Source organism: Xylanibacter rarus (assembly GCF_001275135.1).
In the GTDB taxonomy this organism is placed as follows: domain Bacteria; phylum Bacteroidota; class Bacteroidia; order Bacteroidales; family Bacteroidaceae; genus Prevotella; species Prevotella rara.
Genome location: NZ_LFQU01000024.1, coordinates 20909 through 34110, shown reverse-complemented (window position 1 = coordinate 34110; position 13202 = coordinate 20909). Strand labels below are relative to the sequence as shown.

General features: G+C 51.6%; 3 protein-coding genes and 2 pseudogenes. All 5 read right to left on the bottom strand.

What is annotated here, in order from left to right; all coding sequences use genetic code 11:
- Nucleotides 1-201: 201 nt before the first annotated feature.
- Entirely contained in the window at nt 202-1767 is a 1566-nt protein-coding gene (locus tag ACU52_RS11440; protein WP_053398865.1) for an ATP-binding protein, read from the bottom strand.
- Nucleotides 1768-2684: 917 nt separating this feature from the next.
- Nucleotides 2685-4094 (bottom strand): sialate O-acetylesterase, encoded by a 1410-nt coding sequence (locus tag ACU52_RS15160; RefSeq protein ID WP_239684919.1) that lies wholly within the window; start codon nt 4092-4094, stop codon nt 2685-2687.
- A gap of 45 nt (nt 4095-4139) precedes the next feature.
- A pseudogene (locus ACU52_RS11435) lies at nt 4140-7271 on the bottom strand (glycosyl hydrolase); the annotation flags it as partial.
- Nucleotides 7271-10081 carry a glycoside hydrolase family 2 gene (locus ACU52_RS11430; RefSeq protein WP_053398864.1) on the bottom strand — a complete coding sequence of 937 codons (2811 nt, stop codon included), beginning with the start codon at nt 10079-10081 and terminating at the stop codon, nt 7271-7273. The gene ACU52_RS11430 and the pseudogene ACU52_RS11435, both read right to left, overlap by 1 nt.
- A 10-nt stretch (nt 10082-10091) precedes the next feature.
- Nucleotides 10092-13178, bottom strand: a pseudogene (locus ACU52_RS11425) (glycoside hydrolase family 2 TIM barrel-domain containing protein).
- Nucleotides 13179-13202: the final 24 nt, after the last annotated feature.

Sequence of the window (13202 nt, the reverse complement as noted above, 5' to 3'; positions counted from 1 at the left end):
CAACATCGCATAGTAAGTGAAATGTGACAGACGGCCGTGCCGGTTTGCGTTTAAGGCAAAATGTTTTTCTTGACTTGTTTTTTCGATAGCGTTCTGTAGTACGTTTTTTTCATATTGCTTTTATCAAAAGTAGGAAATTATCGTTTGTTATCTTTTTTCGGTAGGCTATTGCGGTTGAAATGCCATTTTGAACGTTCTGTTTCAGACACAAATCCAGTCGGATATAGTCCCCGTCTCCGACGAGAAGCTGGCGCCGATCTTGAACACACGGCGGCTGTCTGATTCGTATTCGCGCGCATAGCCCTTGTCTTCAATCTGACTGAGAGCCTCGTCTGCCGTGCCGTCGAGCTTGAACTCAAAGATATAGACATACTGCGGAGTCTCAACCACGCAGTCAACACGCCCCTGGCTCTGCACTTTCTCCGTGTAAACGGTGTAGACGCTGATAAGCCGCATGATGAGATAGAACGTGTACTGGAAATAACGTTCGCGCTCCGCCTCATTCTCCTTGCGGCGCATGGTGTAGGGGATGCTCGACAGGAAGGAGGTAAACAGCGTGTGCAGACTGTCGGCCTCGCCGGCCTCCATGGCGTCAATCACATCGAATATCCAGCCGTTGAGACGCTCGCGCGGCTGAAGATACGAAGAGGCTATCATCGTGAGAAATCCCTTCTTTACCTCGTCGTTGGGGAAGTCGAGAAGGAATGTGTTGTGGCGCATGTTGTAGTCCTTTATCGTGAGGTAGCCGCTCTGATATATCATAGGCAGCGGGCGCTCCACGTCGGCTTTATAGTCTATGAACTCCTCCATGGCGTAATATTTGCCCGTAAGCTCGTTCATGTTCTCGTTGAAGTGTGCAAGTAGGCGGATAAGATAGGTAGGAGTGCCCGAGCGGAACCAGTAGTCGTCAACGCTAAGACTGTCAAGAGCGTTGAGCAGACTGAAAGGATTGTAGACGCCCTTCATACGCTTGCTGAAGTGATAGCCGTCATACTGGCGTCTGAGCCTCTGGCGCATCTCATCCGGAGTGCATTGGTATTCAACGGCAAGGTCGGATATAGGACTGCTGAAATAATGCTCAAGTTCATCCTGCGTTATGCCGCACAGCGTCTCGTAGCGTGCATCCATGCTGATGTCCTTGGGCTGGTTGAAGCCGCTGAACACGCTGACCTGCGAGAACTTGGTTACGCCCGTTAGGAGGACAAACTGCAGATGGGCGTCGGCTCCCTTGAACACGGAGTAGAAGGCCTTGAGAACGTTGCGGTGTCGGTCTTCAAGCTCGCGGCTCATGTCAAGCACGTCGAGTATCGGTTTGTCATACTCGTCTATCAACACCACAGCGCGGCGGCCTGTCTTGGCATGCGCAGCCTCCAGAATCTTTATGAACCTTCCGCCAAGGTCGAGCGTGTCTCCGTCAGACACCACGCCGTATTCTTTCTCCCAATCGGAAACATAACCGTTTATACGTTTCTCCAGAACACCGGCCTGCGTGAAGTCGGAGCCGTTGAAGTCAACATGGAACACAGGATAAACGTTCCACTCCTTCTCCATGCCGTCGATGGCAAGACCCTTGAAAAGATCCTTGCGGCCAAGGTAGTAGTTCTTCAGCGTAGACACAAGCAGACTCTTTCCGAAGCGGCGCGGACGGCTCAGAAAGTAGATTTTTCCTTCATGCGTGAGGTCATAAATCATGTCCGTCTTGTCTACATAAACGTATCCGTCTTCTATTATCTGATCGAAGCTCTGTATTCCTATTGGGTATTTCATCTTTGCGTTTCTCCTTTATATGATAGTTCTCTGAATGAACGGCCTGTGGCTCGTCTGATATGCCAATATAGTGAAAGGCGAGAGCAACGCAAAAACAAAAATGCGTTTCTGGTATTAGCATTGCCGAGCCGCATCCTATATATTTTAATGCAAATATACGCAATTTTGTTTGAATACAGACATTGTAGGGCATGCGAAAAACAAAAATAATGGCTGTGTGTGAACTGAGTTATAAGCGTCAGTGAACGAATGGCGATAAGGCCAGGCGTCAAGATGAAAAAATTGGCTAAGATGGCAGAAAAATTGCGTTGAATTTTATATGTTATGAGGCTTGATAATGTAATAAAAAATTACCATTTGGGATACGTTTGACGCTTCCAGAATAGCGATGCTCTGCGCATCAGTGTGATTTTATGCGAAAAAGGCTCAAAATCGTGTGTTTTTGCTAAGTTGTTGACTTACAGCTTCTTATGTGATTTTAGACTTAAAACCCAGACCGTTAAAAAATATTACTCTGCCGTTTACGGTGCAAAAGTGGGCCTTTTACGCTGCATTACATGCCTGTTTTTCACTCGTTAGCCATGCTTTTGCATCAAAAAATCCATGCTTTTGGCCCGTTATTTTGTCTGATATTCAAATAAATGTTAATGATGTGCCTTGTTTAATGCTTCTACATTAACATAAATTTAATGTCCGTTTTCTAGATTGAAAAATATTTTTGTCATGACTTTTTACCTAAATATGATATCGGAATTTCGGGGCATATCAATATTGTCTGCATGAAAAAATCATACTCAGAAAACATGGTTGACAGAAAAGCAAAATCGTTACATTTATGAGTTGCCTTACATCCGGCAGTCATAAGTGTAACGATTTTGCTTATAATGAATGATGTCTGTAACGTTGTTACGGCAGGATTATTCGTCCCAGTTGTCTGTGCGGAACGAGCTTACGGGCAGGCCGTCGCAGAACAGATCGCCGTCGGCCCAGTCTTTGAAGGCGTATCTTACGGCCACAGGCTTCTTCACAGAGTCGCTCTTTACGTACATCTTGCTGCGCTCTATCCATGCTTTTGCGGGATGGAACACGCGGTCTTCGCCTGCCACTTCAAACAGGTCGCTCTTCAGTCCGTTGCGTCCGTATATCCACATGTTGGCGCGGTTGAACGTAACCACGGCCGTGTCGTTCTTGAACGTTACGTCCTTATAGTATGCGCTTTCGGCTGTCAGACCCTCAACACCGTAGGTCTTGCTCAGTGCGAGCAGTGCGAGGCGCATGCCGGCAAGGTTCTTCTTGCGTGGATGTATGCCGTATTCAAGTCCGGCATCCATAAGCACAGCCATGCCGCAGTTGGTGTTCATCAGTTCGGCCTTTGCCTGCTGTTCGCGCAGCAGGGCGCTGTTTATCGTATAGTTGATCAGCTTATAGTCGTAAGGAGCAATCTGGCAGTAGTAGAACGGGAAGTCGCCCAGTCCCCACTGTGAGCGCCAGCCTTTAATCATTGCCGTCATCATGTCGGCGTAAGTCTGGTAACGCGTAACGTTGTCTTCGCCCTGATACCATATCACTCCGCGCATGGTGTAGCCGATGAGCGGATGAAGCATGCCGTTGTATAGCACTGTCGGCGTGCGGTTTTTCGACTTTATGTCTTCAGGCGATGCCGGAATCTTGGCGTCTGGAAAAGCCTTCAGCCAGTCGGCTGTCATCCATGCCTCGCAGGCAGAGCCGCCCCATGCAGCAACGATAAGTCCTACGGGCACGTTGAGAGCCTGGCGCAGTTCGTGGCCGAAGTAGTAAGCCGTTGCGCTGAACTCACGCACTGATGCCGGGCAAGCCTCTTTCCATGAACCGCTTACGGTGTCTACGACGCTGAATTGGCTGTTGCGCTTCACTGTAAACAGGCGCAGATTGCTGTCGCTGCTGTGCAGTATGTCCTCAACGGCGTTTTCTACAGGCTGATTCTTAAAGCCTTTCATCGGCATCTCCATGTTGCTCTGTCCCGAGCATATCCACACTTCGCCTATAAGGATATTGTTTAGAACGGTTTTCTCGCCGTCGCTTAGTGTGATAGAGTAGGGGCCGCCTGCTTCGGGAGTGCTTACCGATGCCTTCCATTTTCCGTTGCTGTCGGCCTTCACTGAGTATGTTTTCTTGTTCCACGACGTAGTGATTTTCACAGTGGCAGATGCCTTTGCCTCTCCCCACAGGTTGGCGTTAGTCTCGCGCTGCATCACCATTCCGTCTGCGAACATCTTTGGTAGCGTAACCTTCGCGCTGATGCCAGTAGCGGCAAACATGGCACCAAGGATTAATGCAAGTCTTTTCATGTAGTATATATGTTTAATTTTACTTTTAATTTTACTTTTAATTACCACCGGTCCCACCAGTCCTGCCGGCAGCAGTTCCTTGCTTGCGCGGCGGTATTTGCCGTTAGTCCAAATGCCTTCAAACGGCGGAGTGCCCTGGTCGTTGCCCTGCAGGGCGTTTGCCCATGTGTTCACTACAACTATTTTCAGCTCGTTCTTGCCCTTCTTCACAGCCGGTGTTATGTCAACGTTGTATGGAGGCATCCATGCCGTTCCGCATATCTTTCCGTTTACATACACTGTGGCAATGTCGGCTACTTCGCCAAGGTCGATGAATACGCTGCCCTCAGGCTTGCCCTTATACTTGAATGTTGTTTCGTATGTGGCGTGTCCCGAGTAGAATTTTACGCTCTGGTCGTCGGCCTTGCTCCAGTCGAAGAGCTTTTCCGTGGTTACCTGTTTACCGGTTTTCTCAAACTTCACGGTCCATTTCTTGTCGTCAAGGCTTATAGCCGTGTCATATTTGCTCATGTCAGGCATGTCTTCGGCATCAATATTTTGGTCGGTCAGCACAACAAAGAGCGATGCTCCGGCAGTCAGTGTAAGCTGGTTTTGTGCGTTATACACTTTTCCTGTCATCGGGTCGGCAATATATTTGTTGGCTTTTACGGCTCTGAACTCAGGTACAAAGGTTACAGTACTGTCGGTTTGGTTGCTCATGAAGTAGATGTCGGCATCGTCGGCATGGCGATGAACATAGTCGATACCTTCAGGCAGCGTGATGTCGCGCTTGATGCCTATTGACGAAAGGTCGCTCTGTGTCCATGGCTTGCGTATCACGCGTGCGCCTTTAGCCTCGAGCGAGTCTATCACGTTCCAGCATGTAATGATGCGGTCGGGGTTCATCGGGCGTGCCTGCGGAATAACGAGTGCACCATATTTTGTGCCGCCTTCTGTTACAATCATGCCGTTCTCAACGCGGGCTTTTGTCAGCACGTCGTGGTTGAACGAGTCGTAGCGGTAGCCTCTCAGCGGATTGGTCCATGCGTCGGCCTTGGTCATGTTGGCAGTGTGTGTAACTCCTACAGGACTAACTTCTAGCGGCTGGCCAACGTTTGCCAGTCTGGCTTTTTCGCGCTGAATGTCCTTTTCACTGAAAAGTCCGGGCAGCGAACTTACAAGACGTTCGGGCAGCAATGCTCTTCTCGGTGTCTCGTTGCCTGTGTATACTGCAATATCGGCCACATTGCTGCCATATTGCAGCAGCGCCTGACAGCGCTTTATGTAGTCGGTGAAGGCTGGCATCTCGCGCCACCATGTGTTGTCGCGCTGAAAGAATGTGCCTATGCCGTCGAGCGTCATGCCCGGTGCGCGGTCTGTCCATGGGTTGTGAGTGTTCACATGGAACACAATGCTGTTTATTCCGAGACAGTAGTTGCGGTCGAGCAGCGGTTTCAGCAGGGCGAAATCCTCGTCCCATGTGCCCCTTACTTCTGTGAAACCTTCGGCCTGTATGATGTTCTTTCCATATATATGAGCTCCGCTTACGGCGTCAAGCATGTCGTTGGGTTTGTCGTGAGTAGGACTGTTGAGCCAGAACTCGCCCATCGGATAGTCGGTGTGCTGATAGTGCAGCAGGCCGTCGCTCACCATTGTAGGCGAAACACATTCGGCTGAAAGGGTGCATCCGTATTTCTTTCCGAGCTTTTTAACCTCGTCAAAGAACACGTCGTTGATAAGTTCGGCAATGGTAAGGCGTATGTCGCGCAGTACAGCGTCCGACTTGTCAGAAGACTCCATCGGCACTCCGGCATAGAGCGGAAGCCACGGCATGAGGTCGTAGCCGCGGCGGCGCTTAAATTCATCAGCGAAGTTGCTGCTCCAGTTTTGGCTGCCGCACTCCCAACTGTCAACGTGCAGACGTGTCAGCACACGCTTTACGACATCTTTGGGAGCATGGTTGTATATGGCGCCAAACCAGTTGTCAAACTGCTTGTTTATGGCTTCGCGCGAGAACTTGTCGCACTCCAGTCCGCGTCCTCCGCCGCCGGTGGCGTTGGTGTGTCCTGTCGATGTATGGCCTATTCTGAGTATGTGCCACTTGCCTTTCGGAAGGTTTACGGTTACATCTTTGCCTGTTTGATTAGATGAGATAAACTTGTCCGAAAGGTTTATCATTTCGCTTAAAGACACGCACTCGTTGTCGGCAATGGGGAACTTCTTTGACACGCGCCACACCTTTCCCGACTTGCCTTCATATCCGTCAACTACGGGTTCTGAGCCAAGAACGATGCCTGCAATCTTAAGGTTGGGCTTCCATTTTGCCGCATCCATGTCTTCCGAACCAGGGTCGCTGCCTTCGGGAGTCCAGTGAAACTTAAAGAAACGTGCCTTTGTGGCCGGTATTGCATAAGTGGCATAAGCGTCGGTGTTCTGCCATCCCTGTCTTGCCGGACTTATTTCTCTCACGAACTTATAGTCTTTTCCGTTGTCAGAGGCATACACCTTGAAGCGGTGAGCCTGATAGTTGTTGCCTCCCGTAACTATTTCAACGCTGCGCAGGGTGTAGGGCTTGTCGTAAGACATGATGATGTCACACGGCTCTGAAGAGCGGAACGGGAATGTTACTGAAGCCTTTGGCTTGCGGTCGTCGGCGTATTCGGCCGGATATGCGTAAACGGCAATGTCCTCATAATAGTCTTTGTATGCCTTGGGCTGCGATAAAGTGAGGCTCTGCTTGCCGCCAGACACAACGGTATCTGACCATACAATGCGCTGCATCGACTCTGCCGGAGTGATCCAAGGACCGCCGCCTAGTGCGAAACCGTCAGAGAAGTGTATGCCCATCTGCAGTTTCAGACTGTCTGCCGTGCGGAATACTGTGTCCATACGCTTCCACCATTCGGGCGAGAGCTGCCGTGCTGTGCCGTTATATCCCTTGCCGTCCGTCGTGTCCTTTATCGGCATCAGATAGAAGCCTGCAATGCCTGCGTCGTGCATTGCTTCAAGGTCTAACTTGATACCTTCGTCGCTTACGCATCCGTACATCCAGTACCAGAAAGTCCAGGGATAAGTCTCTGGGGCAGGGGCCATGAAACGTTTATACCATTCAGGAGCGCACTCCTGAATGGCTTTATGTGAGAATGCGTTTGCGCAAGTGGCGAACGCAAGTATTATCGAAAAGAGTTTTTTCATCATTATTCAAAGTGTAAGGTTACTTCTCCGGTATAGCTTCCGCGTGCCCATACAGGCTGTGCCGAAGGACCGTTGAGGTCTGTGGTGTTCACCTTGTTTCTTACTGCCGGTATGACCTGCATCATGCTTATGCCTGTTTCGGGCAGTGTGTAGAGCAGTTGGTCGCGTCCGTCGCGCGGCTGATAAACTCCTACATATTCCTTGTCGGTGCCAGGCTGCAGAGTTATTGTGCCGTTCTTGGTCTTCAGCTTCATCCACTGCACGCCGGCAAAGTAACCCTTGAACTCAGGATAAGTGAAGCTTTCGCCCGGAACGGGGTCGTTGTATTCGTTGCTCCATACTCCAAGCTGCGGACCATGCAGTCTGTTCTTCCATACACGGTAAGGACCGTGGCCGAGCCATTGCTTGCTCAGTACGTCAGACTCAGGCAGATTGAACATTACGCCCATGAGGTCGACAACGCCGTTGAAGTTGTATGTATAAACAAGACGTGCCCCGCCGTCGGGTGCGATACGCCATTCAGCTTTCTGAAGTGAGCCGAGTTTGTAGTCGGCAGTTACTATAAGGGTGTCGTTCTGTCCGTCTTTGCAGCTCAGTCCGGCAAATGTTCCCTGGTCTTCATAGGCGGTGTAGGTGGTCTTTTTCTTCTCAGCTTCAGGGTCGTCGTGGTTATAGAACTGGTCGAATGAGCGGTCGGCGCGGCGATAAGCAAAGAATTTCGGGCCGCCGTTGAACTTATATTCGCTCTTGCCGGTGGTTACGCTGCTAAGTGTTCCGTCTGTCTCTGAGAATGTGTAGGTAACGTTTCCTGCCTTCACCGTGTTGCCGTTCATAACAGGTTTGCCGGCCTTTGCAGCCTTAACCTGCAGTTTGTCGGCGTCTTTCAGCTTGAACACCCATGTGTAAAGTTCCTCACCATACTGGTCTGTCGCCTTTATGCTGAGTGCATCTGCATTGTCGGGAGCAGCAGGAATCTTTATTTCGCCCTTGCTGTCGGCTGCTATGTCGGCGCCGTTTACAGTGCCCTGTTTTACTGTCTTGGTTTCTGCTCCGTCGTATTTTACGTAAGAATAATCAAACTTGCAGCCCTTGAGCGACAGGAAGTTATATCTGTTCTCAACGTTGAGTGTGCCGTTGAAATTGTCCGGCATTGATATCTGCACAGGGCTCCATATCTGTTTCACGGTGTAGTAGCTGCCTTCCTTCTCGCGGTGAGGACCAACGATGCCGTCGGCTCCGTAGTTGCCCACGTTGTCAATCATGCCGTTCATGTCTGTTCTTACAACGCCCTCGTCAACCAGTGCCCAGATAAATCCTCCGGCACATCTCGGCCATGAGCGCATCAGTTCCCAATAGTCATACAGTCCGGCACCTGCTCCGCCGTCATAAAGAGCATGCAGAAACTCTGTAGGCATGAATATTTCAGGCTTGCGCATATACTCTTCGCTCTCGCCGTAAGAGCGGTAGTGCATTGTCTCATAGCCGCTGAAGTTGCCCTGCGGATGCAGCACCGGACGCTTCTGAATGTCCCATTTGTGGAACTCGCCGTCAAGTTCGGTGTTCCATCCCTTCTCGTTTCCGTTGCTCCACCATATTATAGAAGGATGATTAACGTCGCGTATAACCATCTCACGGATAAGTTTCTGTCCGTTGATAGTTTCGTGATGGCCATGCCATCCGCTTAGTTCGTCCATCACATAGAGGCCGAGGCTGTCGCAGGCATCATAAAACTCAGGGTCGGCAGGATAGTGAGAAAGGCGCACGGCATTCATGTTCATGGCCTTCATCAGTTTCACGTCGTCGATGTTTCTCTGCGGAGTTAGCGTGCGTCCTGTCTCCGGCCAGAAGCTGTGACGGTTCACACCGCGTATGTTCACCTTCTTTCCGTTGATGTAAAGTCCGTCGCCTGCTCTTGTCTCTATTGTGCGGAAGCCGAATTTGTCCTGCTCGATGTGCAGCGTCTTGCCGTTCTTGTCGATGAGTGCGAAACTCACTTTATAGCGGTTAGGCGTTTCTGCCGTCCACAGTTTAGGACTCTTCACGCTGAACGAAACGTTGGCTTCGTTGCCGCCTGTCCTAACGTCTGTGGTGTTCTCTGCCACCTTCTTGCCGCTCATGTCGCTGATAGTGGTCTTCACCTTTGCGTCTTCGAGCGTGTGGTTAAGCAGCACATAGGCGTTGAATGTGCCGTCGGCCTTGGCGTCAATGGCTGTGCGCTCGATGTTGATGGCAGGCTTGCAGACGATGAACACAGGGCGGAAGATGCCGCCGAAGTTCCAGTAGTCGGCACGGCGCTCGGCAAGATTCACGCCGGCGTTGGTGCTCTCCTTGCTCACGGTAACTTCAAGCAGGTTCTTCTTTTTGCCGAAGAACACGCGGTCGCTCACGTCGTAGGTGATGCGATAGAATGCTCCCTGGTGCATAGAGCCGGCCTTACGCTTGTTTATCTTCACCTCTGTGTCGGTCATCGAGGCTTCGAAAACGAGCTCGATGTGATGGTTTGCCCATTCTTCGGGCAAGGTGAACTCATACTTATACATGCCTTTCTCATCGGCAATGCCGTCGGGAAAAGCCTTTCCATAGAACTTCATGCCATACTGATAGTTGCCGAAGCCCTGAAGCTCCCAGCAAGAGGGGACACCAATCTTGGTCCACTTGCCCGAGTTGTTACCACCGGTGCAGAAGAAGTCCCACTGCACCATGTCGTCGCTTCCGCGTCCGCTCAGATACTGGCGTTGCGTGTAGACGCTGCTTTGGGCCATTGATGTCATGGCCGCAAAGAGCGAGAGTGCTGAAATTAAAATCTTTTTCATATCTGTATTTTTATTTAATCTTGGTGAAACGGAGGTGCAGCGAGTAGGGCTGCTGCTTGATGGCATACTTCGTGAGCACGCCGGGGCCGCAACTGCTGTTGCCAAGTCCCATCACGGCGGCGTTGATGTTGAGGTAAACATGGTCTTCAACCTTCAGGTCGCAGTCGTGCGCCGTGTTGTAGAGCTGCATGTCAGAGTAGGGCAGGGCAGAGAAAGAGAATGGCTTGCCGCTCTCTGTCGTAACCTTCCATCCGTTGCCCTTGCTGTCTGTCAGCGTAAGTTCTGCCACCTGTTCGTGGTTGCCGCTGTCCTGCGGACGCGGATAGTGGACATACTGCTTGTCGACAGTTGAGTTCCAGCGACCGATGCATGCTGCCTCAAGACGGTCGGGGTAAGTGTCCTGCATGCCCATGCCATACCAGCTGATGTTAGTGTATGACGCCGGCATCACGAATGTGTTGCCCACGCACGGTAGCGGCGGCAGTTCTCCGCTCGGTGTGTATGTTGCCTTAAAGTCTACCGAACCGTTTGCGTCTACGGTATAGCTGTAGTCGGTACGTATATAGCCTTTGACATACTTGCAGGTGTAAGAAGCCTTGACGCTCACAGTTCCGTCTGTGTTTCTCGTTGCCTTCACCGGCTCGTTCTCAACTATTTCGGCTGAGTCGAGACGGTTTCTTTTCCAGTCTTTTGCTATCCAGTTGCCGAAGCCTTTGTCGTTGTCGGTCGGTGCACGGAAGAATCTTGGCTTTACGTTCTATATCCACTGCTTTGCAGCCTCAATGTCGGCATCCTTGTTCTTCTTGAGTTCAGCGGCCTTGAAGGCTGTCGCGAGCTTGTCGTTGAGCACAAACTGGCTGTGCATGATCTCATGTCCTGCCTTTGCCCAGCTTGCGTCGTTCTTCAGCGTTACGCTTATGTTGAGGCGCACGTCGGCATCGTCAGAATATTTAAGTTGAGGCAATGTGAAGTCTTTCAGCTCGCCTTTCTTCTTTAACTTGCCGTTCTCTGTGATATTCCATGTAAAGCGGTAATTGTTTATATCAACGTGTTCGTCGCGCTTTATAACGTTAATGCGGTTGCCGTCGAGCGTCAGTTTAAGAGGCGCATAAACCTGCTTTACCTCATAATATTTAGGTGTTGTCTGTCTGTCGGACGACACGATGCCCTTCACGCAGAATGCACCGAGGTTAGGCGCGTCGCCGAAGTCGCCGCCGTATGCCACCATAGTCTTGCCGTCATCGCGCTTCTTGAATATGCCTTCGTCGGCCCATTCCCATATAAAACCGCCGAGCATGCGCGGATTGCTGTATATCTCGTCCCAGTATTCCTTGAAGTTTCCGAGGGCGTTACCCATAGCGTGGGCATATTCGCTCGTCACTACGGGGCGGTTGTCGCCTTTCTTCTCGGCAATGCTCAGCAGGCGTTCCCAGCGCGCGTTCTCAGGGCGCTCCATGTTGTTGTCCTTCACTCCGGGGTTAAGATATTCCTCCTGCACGCGCGGATAGAAGCGGCTTATCACGTCTACCGTGGCCGGGTCGTTGCTGTCGGGGCCCTGCGCTCCTTCGTAATGAATGAAGCGTGTGGGGTCGTATTCCTTTATCCATGCACCGGTAACCGCGAAGTTGGGGCCCCAGCCCGACTCGTTGCCGAGCGACCAGAACACCACGCAGGGGTAGTTGCGGTCGCGGATTACGAGGCGCTGTGTGCGGTCTATAAAGGCAGCTGCCCACGAAGGCTCGCTTGCCAGCTTGCCGCGCAGTCCGTGTTCCTCTATGTCGGCCTCGTCCATGACGTATATTCCGTATTTGTCGCACAGCTCATACCAGCGCGTGTCGTTGGGATAATGGCATGTGCGCACGGCATTAATGTTGCACTGCTTCAGCAGCATTATATCCTGCAGCATGCGCTCCTCTGTCATCACCTTGCCCGTTATGGGGTCCATCTCGTGGCGGTTTACGCCGCGCAGGCGCACCTGCTTGCCGTTGACGAGGAAGCGGCCGTCCTTAATTTCGAGTTTGCGGAAGCCCACCTTTGTCTCTGCACGCTCTATGGTGTTGCCAGCCTTGTCTACCAAGGCCAGCTTGAGCGTGTACAGATAAGGCGTCTCTGCCGACCACTTATGCGGATTCTTCACCTCTGCCTTGAGCCATCCGTAGGCGGCATATCCGCGCTGCGGGTTGCGCGCATTCATTATCTTTGCCTTGTTGTCGAGGTTGAGCATCGTGGCGGCATCCTCTTTCATGGTGCTGTCGAGCACAGCCTTGCCCTCGGCGTCATACAGCTGCGCCTCGATGTGATAGCCCTCGCCGCGCTGGCTGCCAATGACTTCTAGTTCGGGATGAACCACGAGTGTGGCGTTGGTGTATGTGTCGTCGAGAATGGTGCGCACGCCAAAGTCGCGTATGCGTATCTGCGGCGTGGCATATAGATACACGCTGCGGTGTATGCCTCCAATGCGCCACATGTCCTGATCCTCGAGATAGCTGCCGTCTGAATATTTCAGAACTTTCAGCGCTATGAGGTTAGTGCCGCTGTTGAGGTAGGGCGTGAGCCTGAACTCTGCCGGCTCCATGCTGCCCTGCGAGTAGCCCACCTGCTTGCCGTTGACATAAATGTAGAATGCGCTCGACACGGAGCCGAAGTGGACATACACCTCCTTGCCGCTCCATGATGCCGGAATGGTGAACGTGCGGCGGTAGCAGCCCGTGGGGTTGCGCTCTATGAACGAAGTGTATTTCTGTTTGGGTTCGCCCATAACGTAGGGCGGATTAATCTTGAACACGTAGCCTGAACTGCAATAAATCGGCGTGCCGTAGCCGTTCATCTCCCAGTCGCCCGGCACTGGAAACGTTGTCCAGCCGCTGTCGTTGAAGTCGGTCTGATAAAAATTCTCCGGCTGCATGTCGGGCGTCTTGGTCCAGTTGAACTTCCACTGTCCGTCGAGCGTCATGGTCATGTCGCCCGGAGCAGTAAGATATGGCGTAAACGCCGCCCTTGCCGGTTCGCGGTTTATAGAGAGCACATACTGGTTTTCCCAGTCGTGGCCTTGTGCCATTGCCATGCACGAGCATAAGGCAAGTGTGGCTGTCATCAGGATGTTTCTCATTTGTCTGTATCT